Annotated in this window: 10 protein-coding genes and 1 pseudogene; 3 read left to right on the top strand and 8 right to left on the bottom strand. The window is 40.0% G+C overall.

Annotated elements, in window-relative coordinates:
- Together ABJV04_RS08605 and ABJV04_RS08600 are read right to left on the bottom strand one after the other, a co-directional pair.
- Positions 1 to 141, bottom strand: a pseudogene (locus ABJV04_RS08605) (transposase); the annotation flags it as partial.
- 122 nt (positions 142 to 263) lie between these two features.
- On the bottom strand, positions 264 to 1751 hold the full coding sequence (locus ABJV04_RS08600; RefSeq protein ID WP_348491119.1) for a glycoside hydrolase family 32 protein: 1488 nt from the start codon (positions 1749 to 1751) through the stop codon (positions 264 to 266).
- A gap of 146 nt (positions 1752 to 1897) precedes the next feature.
- Between ABJV04_RS08600 and ABJV04_RS08595 the strand changes: the two genes are divergently transcribed.
- From ABJV04_RS08595 to ABJV04_RS08585, 3 genes are all read left to right on the top strand, one after another.
- Positions 1898 to 2914, top strand: coding sequence for a LacI family DNA-binding transcriptional regulator (locus ABJV04_RS08595; RefSeq protein WP_348491118.1), 1017 nt, complete (start codon positions 1898 to 1900; stop codon positions 2912 to 2914).
- A 12-nt stretch (positions 2915 to 2926) separates the two neighbouring features.
- A complete protein-coding gene (locus ABJV04_RS08590; RefSeq protein WP_348491117.1) occupies positions 2927 to 4201 on the top strand; it encodes an MFS transporter in 1275 nt (424 codons plus the stop codon).
- A gap of 520 nt (positions 4202 to 4721) precedes the next feature.
- Positions 4722 to 6110: an MFS transporter gene (locus tag ABJV04_RS08585; RefSeq protein ID WP_348491116.1), complete on the top strand. Its 1389-nt coding sequence runs from the start codon at positions 4722 to 4724 to the stop codon at positions 6108 to 6110.
- Between the two features lie 76 nt (positions 6111 to 6186).
- Here ABJV04_RS08585 and ABJV04_RS08580 read toward each other — a convergent pair whose 3' ends face one another.
- The 6 genes from ABJV04_RS08580 to ABJV04_RS08555 all read right to left on the bottom strand — a co-directional run bounded on the left by ABJV04_RS08580 (position 6187) and on the right by ABJV04_RS08555 (position 20242).
- The gene (locus ABJV04_RS08580) at positions 6187 to 7677 is read right to left on the bottom strand and encodes a tryptophan halogenase family protein (protein ID WP_348491115.1); all 1491 of its coding nucleotides are present in this window, start codon (positions 7675 to 7677) and stop codon (positions 6187 to 6189) included.
- Positions 7678 to 7679: 2 nt separating this feature from the next.
- Positions 7680 to 9170, bottom strand: a complete 1491-nt coding sequence (locus ABJV04_RS08575) for a tryptophan halogenase family protein (RefSeq protein ID WP_348491114.1) — start codon at positions 9168 to 9170, stop codon at positions 7680 to 7682.
- A gap of 127 nt (positions 9171 to 9297) precedes the next feature.
- Positions 9298 to 12228 carry a TonB-dependent receptor gene (locus ABJV04_RS08570; protein ID WP_348491113.1) on the bottom strand — a complete coding sequence of 977 codons (2931 nt, stop codon included), beginning with the start codon at positions 12226 to 12228 and terminating at the stop codon, positions 9298 to 9300.
- A 508-nt stretch (positions 12229 to 12736) separates the two neighbouring features.
- Positions 12737 to 14422: an alpha-glucosidase gene (locus tag ABJV04_RS08565; RefSeq protein WP_348491112.1), complete on the bottom strand. Its 1686-nt coding sequence runs from the start codon at positions 14420 to 14422 to the stop codon at positions 12737 to 12739.
- A 497-nt stretch (positions 14423 to 14919) separates the two neighbouring features.
- Entirely contained in the window at positions 14920 to 15138 is a 219-nt protein-coding gene (locus ABJV04_RS08560; RefSeq protein ID WP_348491111.1) for a hypothetical protein, read from the bottom strand.
- A 148-nt stretch (positions 15139 to 15286) separates the two neighbouring features.
- A complete protein-coding gene (locus tag ABJV04_RS08555) occupies positions 15287 to 20242 on the bottom strand; it encodes a PAS domain-containing protein (RefSeq protein WP_348491110.1) in 4956 nt (1651 codons plus the stop codon).
- Between the last annotated feature and the right edge of the window lie 23 nt (positions 20243 to 20265).

Below are 20265 nucleotides of genomic sequence, written 5' to 3'. Positions count from 1 at the left end.
AACCCATTGACGGCGGTGCTCAAAACTCTTTCCGGTGACTTCATCCTCTCCACACAAATAAGCTCGGCGTACACAGCGAGAAACACAGTGATAGTAGGGGGTATCCGTCAAACAAATTTGCCGCTTCCTTGCTAAAGGCATAGTTCTTCCTGTTGAACTTAATGCCTAGAGTGTAGTTGATAGTTTGACCGTAGTGGTCCAGTTTGTGGCTGTCTACTTTTAGCTCGTTTGACCGTAGTGGTCTAGTTTGTGGCTGTCTACTTTTAGCTCTTTTTGCTGCTCTTTGTGCTACTAGCAGCTGTATAAGCGCTTAAATTGACATCCTTAACCTGCTTTTCTTCACTGTCCAGGGCAACCGAAAGTTGGCTGAATGGCGTTGTAGGGAAGGTTAGCGTCGTAATACATTGTCGACTACCGTTGAAAAATAACTCGAAAGAACAAGCATCCGCGTAGATTTCTATTTCAACACTTTGTTGCTCTAATACCTCAATAGGCATCTTCACAACTGTATCAAATCCTTTTTCATTGAAACCGCTTTTAGTTCTGTCTGCCAAAATTAGTTTATTAGCAAAATCAATCGTCAAAACAAAGGTTTCTTTACTCGCACTTTGCCATTGAAGGACGGTTTTAGCACTATCTGAATTTAGCGTAAAGGCCAACTTATATGCTTCGGGTATAACTAACGGCTGTTGATTAAGAGTTTCCGAGCTACTAATGGAATTTCTCTCATTGAATTCAATTGCTGGTGGAGTGGCCAGTTGATATCCCACTTCGCTCTTAACTAAGCTAATTTTACGCGGCAAAGTCATTGCCCCTCGCCATGTGTTGTCTGGCGTGTCTCGCGCATAATCCCAGTTACTCATCCACGCAATATATGTCCGACTCTGTAAAATATCGGGTGTATTGTCCCAAGTAATACCAGCATAACAGTCCGTACCATAATCCAGCCAATGGATTTGGCTATTTCCAAGTGGGGAATCTTGAGGTTTAAATTCAATTCCGTCGAAATCACCGATGAAATATTGCGTTGCCGAGCCACCGTTAGGGCCGCCTGGATTAATACTAATTAATAGCACCCAGCGTTCTTCTCCTGTTTCACTGCAAATTAATGGAAACAGATCTGGACACTCCCATACACCGCCATGAGCGCCATGGTTATGTCCAAATTCAGACAATTTTTGCCAACTTTTCAGGTCGCTAGACTGATAAAAATAAACACATTGGCCAGCAACTACAGCCTTTACCCAATATTGTTTTTTGGCATACCAGACCACTTTTGGGTCTCTAAAATCTTTTAGGCCAGGGTTCGCTATAACCGGGTTGTGAGCATACTTTGTGAAATTTTGTCCGCCATCTACCGAGTAGGCAATGCTTTGAACTTGTTCTTCACTTTCTGACTGATGGGTGAATGTAGCGATTACTGCAGGATGCTCTCCAGTGGCAAAACCAGCAGTGTTGTTGGTATCCACCACTGCCCCACCAGAGAATATATAACCTAAACCTTCTGGCTCGGCGTGGAGGGCAATGGGTTGATGTTGCCAGTCAAGCAAGTTCTCAGAAGTCGCATAACCCCAATGCATATTTCCCCATACAACATCATCAGGATTGAGCTGGAAAAATAGATGATATTTACCATCTAAATAAAATAAACCGTTGGGATCGTTGATCCAAAACCCCAGTTTGAAAAAATGATAATGAGGGTTCCAGGTACGCTCTGTACCCTGAACATTTTGGTTATCAAGCTGCTGCATATGCACCTCTATAAAAATTTTTGAAAAAGACTTGCTAAAATGTCTATCGATGGTCATTATGATCGCAAGTTTTAAAAAAATGTCAACTTAATGTTGGCATAGTGTCAAATTACTACTTTAGCCATCAGATTATTAACAAGGTTTTTATGTCATCAATTAAAGACGTTGCAGCAAAAGCAAATGTTTCTGTTAAAACAGTCTCTCGAGTGCTGGGTGGCTTCGAAGGTGTGAGCACTAGAACCAAAGAAAAAGTGGAAGCTGCAATGCAAGAACTGGAGTTTTATCCTTCAGCAGCAGCTCAAGCTTTGAGAGGCCGTGATAAAGGAATCGTATGTTTAATAACTGAAAAACTAACGACTACACCTGACTCTTTTGACATTATTGCGGGCATACAAAGCGAATGTGAAAAGCAAGGAAAGCTGCTAATGATCGGTGAGTCCGGTGGCAGTGAAAAAAACTTTTCCCGATTGGTGGATGACTTTAGACGACAAAGGGCTGAGGCTATTATATTTGCGACGGTTTATCGCCGCCAAGTTGAAATCAAACACTCTTTTAAAAAGTGTCCACTGATACTTGTGAACTGCTTTGAGAGCAGTTTGAATTATCCCACCATTCTACCTAATGATTATTTAGGTGCGTATCAAGTCACTGCACAACTTATTGCCCAAAAACATACAAGAATAGCTTACTTAACACTATTTGAAGATATGCCTGCAACGCAGTTACGAGTAGATGGTTTTTGCAAAGCCCACGAAGATGCAAAATTAACAATGGATAACGATTTAATTCGAGTCGGGGTTTGCAGAGATATCGATGATGAGTTTTTAGATCTACCTGAAGTCTTGAGTAACCTTTTATCGCGGCAAGACCGACCCACTGCAATTTGTTGTGGTAACGATAAAATGGCGATGCGGGTATATATGTTGATTCGAAAACTCGGTTTTCACATTCCAGAAGATATCTCAGTTGTGGGTTACGATAATTACAAATTAATCGCCGAAAACTTGTTACCCAAACTCACCACCGTAAGCCTGCCGTACTTCAGCATGGGGCAAAAAGCTGCTCAATTAGCCACTAATAAACAACAGGTTAGCACTCCTGAAAAAATAGAAGTAAGCGGAGAATTGGTACTCAGAGATTCTCATGGTTACCCAAACTCATAATATAGGTCAATGATGTCAGATCACCTAGCTAAACGTAATTACTGGTTATTAAGCGGATGTATCTTAAGTTTCTTTTTGACTTGGTCATTTTGCTTTTCTATTTATCCAATTTGGTTAAACCAAGCTATTGGTTTGAACGGTGCCGAAACTGGGATTGTATTTAGTATAAATGCCATTACTGCACTTTTTATTATGCCCTGTTATGGATTCATTCAGGATAAATTGGGTCTGCGTAAACAACTACTTTGGTTTGTAGGGGCAATGCTCTTGCTTAGCGGACCATTCTTTATCTATATTTATTCGCCAATGTTAACCGCCTCCCTTTATCTGGGGGCGATTATTGGTGGTTTCTTTTGCTCGGTGGCATTTTTTGCCGGAGTTGGAGCTGTTGAAACTTACATAGATCGGGTTGGACGAACCACTGGCTTTGAGTTTGGCAAAGCAAGAATGTGGGGATCCGTAGGCTGGGCGATAGCGACATTTTTCACCGGCCAAATATTCAATATTTCGGCGTCGTTAAATTTTGTACTAGCAAGTTTGTGTGCGGTTATGTTTTTGACCTGTTTATTTTTCGTCACAGTGAATGAAGACGGTTCAAAACAAATAAACGATGATAACCAAGCAAGCGCGTTAAAACTAGGTGACGCAATTAGTTTGTTTAAAGACAGCAAATTTTGGGCATTTAGTACATTTGTCATTGGTGTATCGTGCATCTATGGTGTCTATGATCAGCAGTTTGCAGTCTATTTTGCGGCACAATTTCCAACTCAAGCAGAAGGTAACGCAATGTTTGGCTACCTAAATTCATTGCAGGTTTTCCTAGAAGCAGGAGGTATGTTTTTAGCTCCTTTTTTAGTGAATAAAATTGGTGCTAAGAATGGATTAGTATTGAGTGGCATAGTGATGGCCATCCGCATTATTGGATCAGGATATGCCGACGACCCTTATTCTATTTCGGCTATGAAACTGCTTCATGCGGTTGAACTACCGATTATGTTGATTGCAATATTTAAATATATTTCTGCTACTTTTGATGCACGTTTATCGGCCACCATTTACATTGTGGGTTTTCAATTTATGTCGCAACTTGCTGCCAGCGGCTTATCTATCCTAACCGGAGTGCTATACGATGAAATTGGTTTTGCTAGTGCGTATAAACTGATTGGTATGGTTGTGGCGTTTTTTGTGATTGTCTCAATGTTTGTGCTGACCTCTGACAAAAAGCCCAAGCAATCTGTCATTTTTACCAACAACAAAGTGCCATTCCCCCATAACGAAGTTAATTGATTTACAGAGAAAATGTTCTTTAAGTTAGCCTTTCAAGGAGAACATACCAACCAATGAGTGGGGCACCTTAGGTTAAAATTTACATGGATGTCCTCTAACTCCACTCTATTCAGATGGATGTCCTCTAACTCGACAAGCAACCTGCCATTTTTACCAACAACAAAGTGCCATCCCCCCATAACGAGGTTAATTGATTTACAGAGAAAATGTTCTTTAAGTTAGCCTCTCAAGGAGAACATACCAACCAATGAGTGGGGCACCTTAGATTAAAATTTACATGGATGTCCTATAACTCCAAATTTACATGGATGTCCTCTAAACTCTTTGCTAATGTTTGCTCCAAACTTCTATAACTTTACCGTCATAACAACCATACCTTTTCAATCAATCCAGAAAGCTAAATTACTGTTGATCTATTTACCTTAATCGTTTAAGTTAAGCAGATGTAAAATATCCGTTAACATATGAGCGTTATGACTAACTGTAATGTCATTTATTTTGGAACCTGTTTGGAGAAATCATGTCATCTGATTCAAGCAAAGCGCCCCTAAGTTTTAAAGAAAAAATAGGCTACGGCGTCGGAGATATGGCTTCAAACTTCTATTTGGGGTTCTTCGGTTTATATTTGCTTTACTACTACACCGATGTTTACGGCCTTGCTCCTGCAGCAGTGGGGCTAATGTTATTAATTTCAAAAATCACTGACGCAGTTAGTGATCCTGTTATGGGGCTTATCGCCGATAGAACAGAGTCTCGTTGGGGGAAGTATAGACCTTACCTCTTATGGGGGGCTATTCCTTATGGACTGCTAGGCTTTGCTATCTTTTTTGGTCCTGATTTTTCCGACACTGGAAAGCTGATTTATGCTTATGTTACTTACATTGGGGTGATGATCGCGTTCACAGCAATGAATGTACCTTATTCAGCTCTGCTAGCTGTGATTTCACCAGTAGCAGAAGAGCGAACTAAGGCGACCATGTACCGATTTATTTGTGCTGGTCTTGGTGGACTGTTAATTGCCGCCTTCGCAACCCCACTGGTTAGTTTGTTGGGTGGTGGCGACGACGTACTTGGGTTTCGTTTGACCATTAGTGTTTTCGCAGTGCTGTCTATTGCTCTCTTTTGGTTCACCTTTGCCGTCACTAAAGAAAGGATAAAATTACCTAAACACGATTCATCGGCTAGAAAAGATATGAAAGTGTTGTTTAAAAATACTTCCTGGGTTGTCTTAGCTATCGCTTGTGTGTTGCTTGTAGTGGCCTTAGTGGCTCGCTTTTCATCAATTATCTTCTACGTGAAATATTATATGGGAGATGATGGAGAAGCCATTTTCCTTATTTTCGACCGCGTCGCATTGTTTTCATCAATTGGCCTTTTTGGGCAAATAGTGGGTTCTTTATGGACACCCACATTAACGAGATTATTTAACAAACATACGATAGTGTTAGTGATGTGTTTGTTACATACCGTGTTCTTAGTGATGAGCTATTTTATTCCCCCTGATATGTTCTGGACAGCGGTGTTTTTACACTTCTTAGGGATCACTACGTTTGGTGTGGTGATTACTTTGCTGTTTGCCATGTTTACTGATTGTGCTGAGTATGGAGAGTGGGAAACCGGCAAACGAACTTCAGGTTTAACTGTTTCAGCATCCATGTTCGCTTTAAAGTTTGGTTCTGCTGTGGGCGGAGCTTTACCCGGTTTCATTCTTGCTTATGTGGGTTTTGTGGCAAATCAAACCGTGTCGGATTTTACAATGGAAGGAATCCGAGTCATGGCGACACTATTGCCAGCTGTTTTGTTTGCCCTAGGCGGTCTATTAATGTTGTTCTACAAGATAGATAGACATCTATTATATCGTATCGAAAAAGAACTTATTGAACGTAGACGTTTAATAAGTAGTGAATAAAGCCACTGCCCCTAAACCTCGCAAGTAGGTTGTGAGGCAGGGGCTTCTTAACAATTGATTTTCTGGTTGTAAATTTCTACTTCTGAGGGGCGAAATTTAGAATACAACCTGAAAACAATTGTTCTATTTGATTCTCTTCAAAATAATCTGTTGGTGGCGTCACAGTCTGCTGTGTGGCTCCCTTATTCAGTTTCGGAAAAACTCCGTATCCGGCTAACAGACAATGCCAAGAGGTGGCTCCAAAATGTTGGTTTATACCTTGGCGCACGAGCTCTTTGCTTAAATCATTTTTCTTGTACCAAGTATCAAGGATCAATAATAACGACTCAGATAAGGCCATATTGTCGCGATTTTCCCGCCAATACTCGCTGTCTTGACGGCTATTTAATTTGTAATGGGCAACAATATAATCTCGTATACGTTCAAAACGCTCACTCATTTCTTTATTGTAGTCATTTTGAAATTGGTTTGAAAAATGCCCTTTTTCAAAGTTATCAATGAACATCTCGACTGATATTTGAGTTAAATGTAAGGCAGTAGCTTCTAAAGGTTCAATAAAGCCCTGAGCTAGTCCGATGGCGATACAGTTTTTACTCCAGTGTTCAGCTACCTGACCTACACGCATTTTTAAATGGCGAGCTTCAATATCTGAATCTAATAAACCGAGATGTTGTCGTAACTCTATTTCGGCATCATCCTTTGAAATATGTTGCGAACTGTATACGTAACCATTGCCTGTCCTATTTTTCAACGGAATACGCCAAGCCCAACCATTAGAAAGAGCCGTAGATACGGTTTCAACGGGTATCTTTTGAAGTGGTTTAGTGCCTATCACTAGTGCTGAGTCATTGAATAGATTGTTACTGAAGTCCTTGAACTTTACACCTAATGCTCCTTGCAACAGTAAAGACCTAAAACCACTGCAGTCCACAAAAAAGTCAGCCTCAATTATTTGCTCATTATCGGTATGCAGTCGTGCAATACTGCCATCAGCGTGTAGTTCAACATTTTGTACTTTCAACGCATGGTGGCGCACGCCTAAACTCATGGCATGCTTTTGTAAAAATCGTCCTAAACAAGCAGAATCAAAGTGATAACCATATTCAATTTGAAATGGAAAGTTGTTTGGAGTAACAGGGCTCAAGTTATGTTTGGCCAGCCAACCATTGAAAAGAAACCTATCGCTGGAAGTACAAACATCATTGCCCATTCGCCGCCCAAAACAGTTGGCATAAAATGGACGTTCACTAAAGGTATCTAATTGTGAGATAAAAGGGTGGCTATAGGATTCAATGTTTGACTCTGGGCTCCAATGTTCGAACCTAATATTTACTTTGTAAGTAGCATGACAAGCGGGCATCCATTCTGATTCAGGTATATCCATTATCTCAAAAAAACGCTTTAAGGTGGGCGTAGAGCCTTCTCCCACACCTATAGTGCCAATATCTGGCGCTTCAATAACGTTAACTTCAATATTTTTGTCGTGCCATTGTTTGGCCATTAGGTTTGCCGCCAACCATCCAGCAGTGCCGCCACCAACAATTGCTATTTTTTTACTAGGCTGCATGTTTACCCACCTGTGAACTGAGCAATGAATTGGTCATGGGGGAGCAAACTAGATAATGGTTTTTGCTTTTCAGCTAAGACTTTCTGCATCACATTTAACAGTGCGCTATCGCCGTATTTTTTGGCTACAGGATGGTAATCTTGCGGTTGAATTCCTTGCCCAAGCATAACTTGCAACCATGAAGCATCTCGGAAGATATCGTTGTTGTCATTAAATATGGCTGCCGAAGATTGGAAAGCGGCAATCTTTTCTTTCAACCTATCGGGTATTGTCATGTTACGCATATCTTTCCAAAAATCTGAATCATCCCGTTCGTTTACATGGTAATGGAGAACAATAAAGTCAGCTATGGTTTCAAATTCGCGTTTCGATTCAGCGTTGTACATGTTTATCATTGCTTCAGAAATGCCGTTATTTGGAAACATTTTTAATAAACGTACAATGGCGGCTTGAATCAAATGAATACTCGTTGACTCAAGCGGCTCTAAAAAACCACTAGATAAGCCGATGGCAATCACATTTTTATGCCATTGTTGTTCAGTGCGTCCTGTTTCGAAATTGATTTTTCTAGGCTCATCTAAAGGTTTGGAATCTAAATTAGTCATCAAAGTTTGATGAGCTTCGTCATCAGACATATATTTAGAGCTGTAAACAATACCATTACCATTGCGATGAGTAAGAGGGATACGCCACTGCCACCCTTTTTTGTGGGCAATACTACGAGTGTAAGGGAGTGTGGTTGAAAATCGCTCGCTAGGGACCGCAATAGCTGAGTCGGCAGGTAGGAGATTCTCCCAACTTTGGTACTTTACGCCTAGGGTTTTTGCGATTAGTAGCTTTCGCATTCCCGTGCAATCAATAAATAAATCACCACTAATTTTATTCCCATTTTTAAGATGTAGCTCAGTAATAAAGCCGCTATTTTTATCCTGTATTACATGCTCGATTATCCCTTCTGTGCGTTTTACGCCAGACTTTTCCGCTAATTTTCGTAAAAAGCGGCCATATAACCCAGAATCAAAGTGATAGGCATATTGCATTTCGTAAACAGGATTTTGGGTATTAATTTTGTTAAATAAGCCGCGTTCACAACTCAAATAATTTAAATCGTAATCCCATAAAGATGCCGTTGCGCCAGCTTGTTTTGCGTGCAGCCAAAAATGCTGAAAACTACAAAACCCAATGTTTGCACCAGGCGCACCAAAGGTGTGGTAGTAACTTTCGCCAGGAACTCGCCAGTTCTCAAATTTAATCGCAAGTTTAATTGTCGCTTTGGTTTCACGAAGGAATTGCTTCTCATCTACTCCTAAGTACTGATTAAATAATTGAATCGGTGGAATAGTTGCTTCACCAACTCCTACAATGCCAATATCTTCTGATTCAACTAATTCAATCTCAACCTGATCTTGAAGGACTTTTTTAAGTAAGGCCGCGGTCATCCAACCTGCGGTGCCTCCGCCAGCAATAACGACTTTTTTAACCGGCTTTTGCATAGACAAGATCCTTTAAATTGTTTCATAAGCGTCAGCTTATAATATTTCGTTTAGTATAAATGTAAAAAAGCCTCATGAGTCTTGCAACTATGAGGCTTTTTATCAATCAATATTAACGCATAACTACTTAGTAGAAAGAATAGTTGAAGTTAAGCATATATGAAGGTCCAAACTGACGGCGTGTAGTAACGATGCCGTTCGCATCAACTATCTCGTCATCCACGTCAGTCAAGTTTGTACCTTGCAATGAAACCCGTAGACCTTGCAAATAGTCATGCTCTGACTCAGAGAAGTCATAACTAATTTGCGCATCCACCAAAGTCACACCATTGCGTTGTACAGTATCGATTTTGTTAGAGCCACCACGTTGATAAGTATAGTATTCACCACGGTCAGTTCCAGCCACACGTACCTCAAAACCACCCATTGCATAGTATGCTGTTAGTGAATATGTCGAATCTGATTGTCCAACAAGAGGAGAACCATCATCTAACTCGGCATCAATGAATATCGCAGAGGCGGCAACACCAAAGCCGTCTAAGGTATCGCTAAACATGCCAAAAGGCACATTTGCTGTAAGCTCTAGACCCTGAACGTCACCTGTTAAACCATCTTCAAAGAATGAGTAAGTTCCATAATCAGGAGGCGTGATTAAGTCGCCTTCGTTATACACAACACCAGCAGGTTCATGTGGCCCTGTAAATAACGCTAGGCGATCATGGAAGCCTGGGATGTAGTAATCTGCACCGTTATTCGTTTCATCATTTCTGAAGTTAATAAGTGAATTATCACCACTACTTTCTTGGGTTAAATTAACTAAGTCTTTATAGAATAAAACCGCAGATAAATAACCTTCATCTTCAAAGTAGTACTCGTAAGAAACGTCAAAGTTATTCGACTCTAAAGGACGAAGTTCTGGGTTGCCTGCAAATTTAGACCAAGGAGAACCGTACTGATTCACTGCTTCCACTGTATTAGGGATAGCAATAAGCGTGATGTTTTGATCAAACTTCACAAAACTAGAGGCTTTCATTTGATCGATACGAGCGCGACTAATGGCTTTATTCGCTGCAAGTCGAACGAACTGGTTGTCGCCCACTTCCATACTAATATTTACACTTGGAAGCACATGACTATAGTCAGCACCGCCAGAAACTCGACAGCTATCATCAATTTGCTGGTCATTGTTATCATCACATACCGCAAAATTAGAACCTACGATACCGTTAAAACCGGAAGATGATTGGTCTGTTTGAACGTACTGCACACCTAGATTACCGCTAACTGGGAAGTCACCTAACTCAGTCTCAAAATCAACTTTAGCATATAGGGTGGTAACTTCTTCTTCGACAACATAAGTGTCACCTAAGCGATCTGGTTCAAGTAGACCAGCATCATTTAATGTGTATTCGCCGTCTTGGTAAGGAGCAAAACCGTCGTAAGCTACAACCATACCTAAGCCAGCCCAGGTTAAATCAGCCAATCCGTCATACAAATATTTAGATGGAATTGAATCTGAAAAAGGGAAAGCCGATGCGGTAGCAAAGAAGCCTTTATTGTCTTTATCTTTATAACGATCACTGTAATTGATACCAGCCGTTAGAGTGTGGAAAACATCACCGTCTAAATTACCTACAACTTCAAAGCGTACTGTGGTTAGTTCTTCTTTGAAATCCGCATAATTTAAGAAACCATCTTGAGCTTGAACATAACTGAAAGGTTGTCCGTTTGCTTGTAGTTCAGAATGATCGTCAAAGTTGTCCGCTAAATTAGCCAAACCGCCACCCCATGCTTGAGGTCCAGTTAATTGCAATGCGTTAGGGTCAGAGAATGCATCAAGTCCAGAGGTGCTTGTGAAATCAATACCATCTTGGCTCATCACGAACTCTCGTGTACCGAACAAAGATGGGTCAGAGGCGTCAAGGGCACCGTTACGTGCTAAGCCTGAGTATGATTCACCTTGTAAATCACGTTTAGTTGACTTGCTTCGAGCAACATCTAATTCAACTGACCAGTCGTCGTTTACGTGATATTTAATGTTCAAACCATAGACATTCAAATCACCGTCTTTTTGTTTAGGGTTGTTGATTAAAACAGAGTTGGCGTTAACTTGTGTTCCTGTGGAATTGAATCCTGTACCTGTTACATTTGCTGCTTCAAAGGGTTCGACGAAACCACGAATAATCCCAGAGTCAGAGAAACTAATATCCAGCGCATCTATTACAATATCAAGATCGTCTGTTGGTTGAAATTGTAAGACAGCTGAAATTGTGTCTCTTTCTAAAACGGTACTTTGTACGTTGGTATCAAGACCAGAAGGTAAAATTTGGCCATCATCATTTGCCGGGTTATATCCCCACACACCAAATTTACGCTGATTGTTTGGTGATTCAGTTGTTGCTAGCGCTACTGCAAGACCAATAGTATCGTCGGCAAACTTTTCAACAAAAGATAGTGAATAGCGGTGACCTTTGTTGTCGAATTCTGGATTATCAGATTCGCGACCACTAATTTCATATACGCCAGTTACTGTAAGTGTTTCTTGAGCTTGTAAAGGACGCACAGTTTGTAAATCAACCGTACCGCCTATACCTTGCACCATCAAAGAAGCATCAGTGGTTTTGTAAACTGTTGCGCCTGTCATTATTTCAGAAGGGTATAAATCGTATTCAACACCGCGGTTATCACCAATGCCAATTAGCTCTCTACCGTTCAATGATGTACCGGTGAAATCTTCTTTAAATCCGCGGATTGATATTCCAGATGTTCGTCCACCTACACGCTCTCCAGACATACCTGGTAAACGAGCCAAGGACTCTGCAATGGATGAGTCTGGTAATTTACCAATATCCTCTGCCGAGATTGCTTCAACAATGGAGGAGTTATCCATTTTTACAGCTTGAGCTCGGATTAAGGATCCGCGTATCCCGCTGACAGAAATAACTTCAAGATCTTCCGCCGCGGCATCTGATTCTTGTGCTAAAGCATGGCCTGAAATCAAAGCTGCAGAAATAGCAGCCGATAATAACGCTGGTTTAAAATATGTGCTCGTTTTCATATGTGTGTCCCGCTAAGTGCGTTTTTTATGGTCAATATTGTTACTACAATGTTAAAAGTACTATCAAATGTAAATAAGATCAACATTTTTCTTAATCGTTTAAGAGTTTTTTTAAATAAAAACCATATTTTTTACATGAGTAGAGCTATTTAGATCACTTTTTTGAGCTTTTTATATAGCTGGAGTTTAATCAGTGAGGCGGAAGTGTTTACTCTTGTCTGTGAAAGTAAATAATTGCTAATGCCTTTGTTTATATGATGAAGGTGCTGGTGGTTTTAAATGTTTTGGGGCGGGAATGTAAATGTAGATGGCTATCCAACGCAATTATACAACGCAATTCAATATTAAATTAAAAGATTGAAAAGGAATAAAAAAACCTAACTTAAATGATTTAAATTATGATTGTTTTTTGCCGAATTAGTGGCCTAAAACAGAGTCGTAATTTAAACCATTAACACTTGGCATGTTAATGGTTGCAAACTTGTTATTGTTTAAACTCAATCTCAGGTTAACTCTTTTGAGATAAAACCACTGCCTGATACGCTTTCAACTTTGCCCTTCCATCATTAATATGCAATTCTGAATAGTTGTTACCTTGAATTTCAAAAGATTGCATATTGTCTGGTAATTGAAAAGTTGAATCCGTCTCTACAAAACTGAGTAGCACTAGCCATACCTGATTATCCAGAGTCCTAGAATAAGCGTAGACCTCAGGATTATCTTTGTCCACTTGCTGATAAGTGCCATAAATTAAAACTGGATTGTTGGTTCTAAGGCTGGTTAGCTTTCGAAAATGATTTAACACCGAGTCAGGGCAGGTTTCTTGGGCTGCCACGTTTACCTCTTTATAATCTTGATTGACTGCTATCCAAGGTGAATCGGAACTAAAGCCAGCATGTTCAGAGTTATCCCATTGCATTGGTGTTCGGCTATTATCGCGAGAGTAAAAGCTAAGATTTTGCATAAACTTTTTCATATCCCTACCTTCGCTTAAGGCTTTTTTATAACCATTCTTAGCCGCAATGTCTTGATATTCGTTGATATGCTGAAAATAAATGTTTTTCATCCCCAATTCATCGCCAAAGTAGCAGTAGGGTGTGCCTCGCATGGTCAGTAAGAAAGTATTCAGCATTTTGCTGGATGCAACTCTGAATTCATCGCTATCATTACCGAACCTAGATACCATACGTGGTACATCGTGATTAGCTAAAAATATTGAAATCCAGCCCTTATCTTTAAAGGACTCTTCCCATTTCGAATGAACTTGTTTGAAATCGGCCAAGGTATGTGGGTCATCCAGGCCATTTCCTACTTCAACACCTTCAAAATGATATACCATTTGCAATTCGTTGCGATCTTCATCAACGAGAGAATGGGCATCTTCAAAACTGCTTCCTGCTCCCTCACTGACTGCAAATACTTCATATTTACTAAGTACTTCTTTATTCATTTCACGTATGTGATCGTGCAAAGTCGGTCCCATGCCGTGGTGTTTTATTACATCCACTACATTATTCTGATAACCCTTTGGAAACGGTGGGAAAGAGGTGTCTTTAGAAATAAATTGAAACGCGTCGAGCCGAAAACCATCTACTCCTTTTCTAACCCAAAAATGCATAATGTCATATATTTCTCGACGTACTTCTGGGTTTTCCCAATTTAAATCCGGCTGTTTGGCTGAAAAATAATGTAGGTAATACGCATCTGTGTGTGCATCGTATTTCCATGCATCACCTTTTTCATCGAAATAACTGAATCTATGATTAGGTTTGCCCTTTTCCGCAGGCCACCAATGGTAATAATCACGGTACAAATTATAACGAGAGCTTCGAGACTGCTTAAACCACTCATGTTCGTCACTTGTATGGTTAACAACTAAGTCCATGACAAATTTGATATCACGATCGTGAAAACCTTTTATCATCTCATCAAAATCATCCATGTTACCGAATTCGTCCATAATCTTGCGATAGTCACTAATATCGTAACCATTGTCATCATTAGGGGAGGCGTAAAAAGGATTAACCCAAACAGCGGTTACACCAAGACTCTTTATATAATCGAGCTTTTCAATAATGCCTTTTAAATCGCCAATACCATCACCATCGCTATCAAAAAAACTGCGAGGATAAATTTGATAAATGATTTGTTCTTTCCACCATTTTTTTGAAGATGAGTTTTTTGATATAGCCATTACACACGCTCCCAATTTCAGTCAATTACAAGATGTTAACTGGAATTATTGAATTTTAAATTAGTCGAATATCGCCACTGTTAATGTTTCTAATTATTTACTTTTCAAATTTAATGGATTTAATTCTAAAACGATTAAGTTTATTTTATCTAGATAATATAGTTCATATTTGGAGTTTAATTGGTTATTTATACTTTTAATTAGATTATTTAATTTTTCATTTAATCGATTAAGTTGAGGGTTTGAGTAATATTGAAATATCTAGCCAGCTTCAAACTATGGCTGTCCATGATAAAAGAGGTCGGAATTAAACTATGGCTGTCCATGATAAAAGTTGTTGGAACTAAATTATGACTGTCCATGATAAAAGCTGTGAAACACAGATAAATATTATTGGATCGGTGAGGGGGATGAATGGAGCCCAAAAAGCCTAGATGTAAATATCCCGCGAGGGTTAGTTCTGGAGAGTGGGACGCGAGTTTAAGGCATTAAATGACCTAACTGACTTCTTCACCTTCGTACTTGCTTGCAAGATCATCTAATTCAGCACTGGTGCTGTCGAACCCTGAATCTGCATATTGATAAGTTACCTGCACTTTCAACGAGCCGCGATACAGTTTGGCTTTGATATTCGGACGTTGCTCGGAATTCACATCGTTTAAAAAACGGTTAGCTACTTGGCCGCTGGGGAATTGATAAATAATTTGATTTTGCATATTCAGATTAAAGTGAGGTTATTTTTAAGATTGCAGACTGTCGCCAATAGTGCATGTTCGGCGGCAAATTGGCAATAGTCAGCCTTGGCATATTTGCATTGTAGGCTCAATTAAGTTTTAAACTTAATCAAGCCCAATTCAATACAGGCTATTTATTCAAATGGGAATAAATCACTCTTAGTGTTGTCATGATGGACTCTTTCACACTGGGCCAAAAAATTGAAATACTGTCAACTTCTCCTTGTCGAAAGTCTGCCTCTAATCGGGTGGCTACATCGTCCAACGGATTAGAGTTAACTTTGCGAGCAATATGCGCCAGCTTTCGGGCCTGAGTAAGTATTGCACTGTTATTGTCTTCCATCACCACCTTATCCATGTTGTGCATCGACTCTTCCAGTTCATTCATCAAGGCTCCAAGATCAATGGCCAGTGACTGCTTGGGTGGATTTTTTTGTAAAAAAGGTAATAGGTCGAACCAAATATGCGGATCCCTTGGCATATCTAATTTAGCGAACTCTGGGGCTTGCTGAGGCTCAGGGCTAGGGCGCTGTTCTTGAACCTGTTTCAATTCCTCTTTATGGGCCGCTACTAGGGCTTTCTCTTTGACTTGTAATTTGGCCTGACTAGATTCTAATTGCTTCTGTGCTTGTTCCAACTCAGTTTCTTTATTGGCAATTTGCTGTTTATTATTGTTTAGTTCTTGTTCAAGTAGTTGTAATTTTTCACTTAACTCTGATTGATTGTTATCCTGGGCGTTTAAACTGGCTTTTGTATGATCGTATTCTGCTTGGATAGACTGCAATTCATCGCTCAGTTGTTGTTGCTCGTTGTGCATTTTCTGCACATTTTGTTCGCTGTTATGCAGTGCTTTTTGTTGTTCTGCTAATTGTTGTTGCAGTTTCAATTCCTGCTGCTCTTGCTGTTTCAGTTTATCTTGCAGTTCTTGGGCTTCTCTTTTTGCCTGTTCTAATTCTGATTGTAATTTTTGTTCACCGGATTGGGTGTCGCTAACCTGTGACTCTGCCCGCGCTAATTCCTGCAGGCTTTGTTGCAGTTTCTCCTGCATTTGCTGGTTTTGTCGTTCGGCGTCAAGTAACGACTGTTGTAATTGTTTTTTCTGTTGTTCGATTTCTGCATGGTGTTGACGCCATTGTTCGTCACTTCCTTGCAGCATTTCTTTTTGTTTAGTGGCACGGTTTTCTACATCCGACAATTCCAATTTAAGTTGGTCGAGTTTTTGCTGCTGTTCCAGGCGCTCGCGTTTTTCTTTATCAGTTTGTCGCTGATTCTCGTCTAACTGTTGTTGGGTTTGTTGCAGTTGCGCTTGTTTGGCTTGAACTTCTTGTTTCAATGCTTCTTGACGCTGTTGCCATTGTTGATCACTTTCTTGCATTTCTCGCTGCTGTTCAGAGCTGCGCTGTTCCATTTCTAAAAGCTCAGACTGTAACTGCTCAAAAATCTTTTGCTGTTGTTGTTTAGCTGCTTTTTCAGCTTCGGTTTGCTGTGCGGTTTTTTGCAAAGCTTGTTCGGTTTCGTGAAGTTTCTGTTGTTTAAGTTGTAGCGCTTTTTGCAACTTATCTTGTTTATCCTTCCAGCGTCGATTCGCTTCTTCAACTATTTGTTTTTGTTGTTGTTCACTACGTTTTTCCATATCAACCAATTCAGATTGCAACCGCGTCATTAACTCCCGTTGTTGAGCTTTCTCTGCTTCGGTTTGCTGTTTCGCTTGATTTAGATTCTGTTCTGCCTGTTGCAGTTTTTGTTGTTGTTGTTCAAGTTCTTGTTGCCATTGGCGCTGCTGTTCTTGCAGTCTTAGTTCAGCTTCATCATTCTTTTGCTGTTGCTGTAGTTCACTACGTCTTTCCATTTCAGCCAATTCTTGCTGTAACTTCTCAAACACTTTTTGCTGTTCAGCCTTTGCCGATTTTTCTGCTTCTACCTGTTGTTCTTGTTGCTGCAAAATGCGCTGGGTTTCTTGTAGTTTTTGTTGTTTGTTATGTAACTCTTGTTGTAATTTTTGTTGCTGCTGGGCCCAGTGATTATCTGCTTCGGCTATTTTCTGTTGCTGCTGTTCACTGCGACGTTCAACTTCCGCTAAATCGTCTTGTAATTGCTGCAATCGTTGCTGTTGCTGCTGTTTTTCTGCTTTATCTTGTTCTGATTGTTGTTGTGCTTGATTTAATATTCCTTGGGTTGCCTGCAACTGACGTTGTTTATTTTCGAGCTCTTGTTGCAACAATGCCTGTTGTTTTTCCATATCGCCTTTTTGCTGTTTGGACATTTCTTCAAATTTGTCCATTTCATGCTGCAAATGGTCAATATGACGGGCTTTGTTTGATAATTCAGACTGGGCAACAAAACAGGACTGTTCGAGGTCACGTCGTTGTTTCTCTGCTATTTCACTGGCTTTACGTTGATTAATTAGTAACTGACGTAATTTTTCACTGGCCTGACTAGAGCTAGATAACTTTGATTGCAAACTACTGATCTGGTTGTTTACATCTGAAAGTTGTTTGTCTTTGTGATGAATAGATGTTTTGAGTTGGTTTATTTCCCCCTCAAAGGCAAGCATTTTCTGTTGTTGTTCTTGCCGTTCTATTTCTAAATTACGTGCGGTTTCTTCACTTTCTGCCAACTCTTTTTGAGCGTCTTTGTATTTTTTGTTGCTGTATTGCAATTCATCGGCAATTTGATTTCGCTGTTTTTCTAAGCCGTGAATACGTTTACCGGTTTGCTCAAGTTGCTCGGCTAGTTCTTCATTGGCCCTTTCACTGCTGGCTAGGGAATCTCGGCTCTGTTGATAATCTTGCTGCAATTGATTCAAGTGTGCAGTGATATTGTCATGGGCTTCTTGTAGCGAAGATAACTCTGAGGTTTTGTCAGTAATATCTTCTTCGGCTGCTTTTAATTTAGATTGAGTGTCAGAAAGGGATCTCACTTTACTGGCTAGCTGATCTTGGCTGCTTTCCAATAGTTGTTGTTTTTCAACAATTAATCGCTCGGCTGCTTGGTGCAAATTAATGGCTTCCAAACGTTCTTGATCGGCTTTTTTAATGGCTCTTAAGTCTGTCCAAATACACAATATTGAATCGAAATCCTGACCCTTAAACATTGGTACAAAGGTAACCTGACAGGGAAGTTTGTGGTTATTTAGGTTATGTTGCCAAGTAATTGATAGGGCTTGTCCGTCCTGTTTTATGTACTCAATTTTATGCTGTAAGTTTTCGAGATCTGATTCACTATCATTAAGTTTCTGTGAATAGGGATAGAGCCCAAATAGTTCATCTTGGTCTTCCACCGAGAAAAAGTCACACGCTGCGGGGTTCAGCTTGTTAAAACCGTCCTCGGTTAATACCGCCATTGGCATACTGCTGTGTAACAACAAACTCTCGAATTTGTCTTGTTGATACTGTTCATCACTAATATCCGATATCCAACATAAAAAATGTTGCTTCTCGCGGTCGAACAATTCAATGTTTAACTCACTAGGATGTAACTGTTGTTGCTTGCCTTTTAGGTCGGCATGGAAACCTTCCAAACGGCCATTTTTATGTAGCTTTTTAGCCGCTTTTCCAGAGTTTTTAGGATCATTAAATAATTGATAAAACGAGCTTTTCTTTAACTCTTTCTCAGATAGGTCTAAGCGTTGAGTTAACGCGCTGTTTGCCTGCACAATGCGATCATCGTCATCAATCATGGCGATGCCAAGAGGCGCTTTGTTGATAATATTTGAGAAATGTTGACGCTCATGTTCAAGTAGCGCTTTCGTTTGTTTTAGTTCGCTAATGTCTTCTAACAAACAAATGGAACCGGCAGGATTGCCGCCTTCATCTCTAAAAGATTGAACTTTGACCTTTAAGGTTTTGTTTTCACCAGACGGCAAGGCTAAGCTCATTTCTTTGGCACTGCCAACACTCGTCGAATAAGCCATGCTGGAAGACTGTCCTTGGGGCATAACATCTTGAATGTCAGTCGGTAACACCGGCAGTTGATATGCTGGTTGGCCTCGTAAATTCTCTGCCGAGGTATTAAAAAATAGTTCAAAAGCGCTGTTACAGGCGACCACCATACTATTTTCATCCAATAATAGAGTAGGGTGACTTATAGAGCTGAGCATGCCTTTTACAAGCTGTTTGCTAGCGGTCAATTGATGTTTCAAGTCAACCTGCAGACTGATGTCGGTAACGGTGATATGGACGTTTTGCGATTTGCCTTTGTCATCCATGTTTAGCGGCAAGCCAATTAACCTGACATAGACATCGCCTGCATGGGCATCCAACTTACACTCTAAATCAATGGGTTGGCCACGCTCTAACTCTTTAAGTCCTTGATTCCAAGCAAACTGTGTTTGTTGCGATAGGTATTGTTCAAAGTGTTTAAGCTCGCCACTTAATTGCTCGTCATTGTTTGTTAACAGCTTAGAAAAAACACTATTGGTACTGAAGGTTTTTTCTGATAAGTCGATTTCTAACTGGCCAATTTGGCTATTATCTAACAGTTGGTTATTCAAGCTTAATGAATTTACTAAGGTATCTATTTGTGACTGGGGAGCGGTGTAGTCGACTATGGATATAACTGACGCAATATTCTGTTGATTGTCTTTTTGGGGGGCAAATTCGAGCTGTAAATCGCGGTCTTTAACTGGGCCTATGAGTTGTTCTTTACATTGAATTTTCGCATTAATACCTTTTTCGATCTGTTCGCCATAGTCTTTGTTAAACAGGGAACTTAATGCTTTGCCATTTAAATTTTCAGCTCTGTTACCTAAATAATATGCTGCGAGTTTATTGCAATATTGAATTTCACCAGCGTGATTAACATGCACCATGCCGATATGGAAATTATCTAAATAGTAAGTATTTTGCTCGAGAATACGCTGATTTTCAGCAAGCTGATTAGCTGCTTTTTTTTGTTTGATTTTGAAAACCATCATCATCACAACAAGCACAGCGAATACGACTGCGATAGCTATTAAACCGTATTCAATGTTATCAGCAGATTGCTGCAATACTTTTTCAGCAATTGCATAAACATTATTTGTCATCAATAAAGTGCTTAGTGCAACACAGGTTTTAGACACGTTTTTAAATGCGTGCAGCGTCATTAGACTATTCCCATTCAACATAT

The organism is Aliiglaciecola sp., from assembly GCF_039982535.1.
Classification (GTDB): domain Bacteria; phylum Pseudomonadota; class Gammaproteobacteria; order Enterobacterales; family Alteromonadaceae; genus Aliiglaciecola.
The sequence above is the reverse complement of the archived record's forward strand: the minus strand, read 5'-3'. Positions and strand labels throughout refer to the sequence as shown.

Excerpts from the sequence above, each read along its gene's own strand:
- ABJV04_RS08600 (WP_348491119.1), bottom strand. The coding sequence starts at position 1,751 with ATGCAGCAGCTTGATAACCAAAATGTTCAGGGTACAGAGCGTACCTGG.
- ABJV04_RS08595 (WP_348491118.1), top strand. The coding sequence starts at position 1,898 with ATGTCATCAATTAAAGACGTTGCAGCAAAAGCAAATGTTTCTGTTAAA.
- ABJV04_RS08590 (WP_348491117.1), top strand. The coding sequence starts at position 2,927 with ATGTCAGATCACCTAGCTAAACGTAATTACTGGTTATTAAGCGGATGT.
- ABJV04_RS08585 (WP_348491116.1), top strand. The coding sequence starts at position 4,722 with ATGTCATCTGATTCAAGCAAAGCGCCCCTAAGTTTTAAAGAAAAAATA.
- ABJV04_RS08580 (WP_348491115.1), bottom strand. The coding sequence starts at position 7,677 with ATGCAGCCTAGTAAAAAAATAGCAATTGTTGGTGGCGGCACTGCTGGA.
- ABJV04_RS08575 (WP_348491114.1), bottom strand. The coding sequence starts at position 9,170 with ATGCAAAAGCCGGTTAAAAAAGTCGTTATTGCTGGCGGAGGCACCGCA.
- ABJV04_RS08570 (WP_348491113.1), bottom strand. The coding sequence starts at position 12,228 with ATGAAAACGAGCACATATTTTAAACCAGCGTTATTATCGGCTGCTATT.
- ABJV04_RS08565 (WP_348491112.1), bottom strand. The coding sequence starts at position 14,422 with ATGGCTATATCAAAAAACTCATCTTCAAAAAAATGGTGGAAAGAACAA.
- ABJV04_RS08560 (WP_348491111.1), bottom strand. The coding sequence starts at position 15,138 with ATGCAAAATCAAATTATTTATCAATTCCCCAGCGGCCAAGTAGCTAAC.
- ABJV04_RS08555 (WP_348491110.1), bottom strand. The coding sequence starts at position 20,242 with ATGACGCTGCACGCATTTAAAAACGTGTCTAAAACCTGTGTTGCACTA.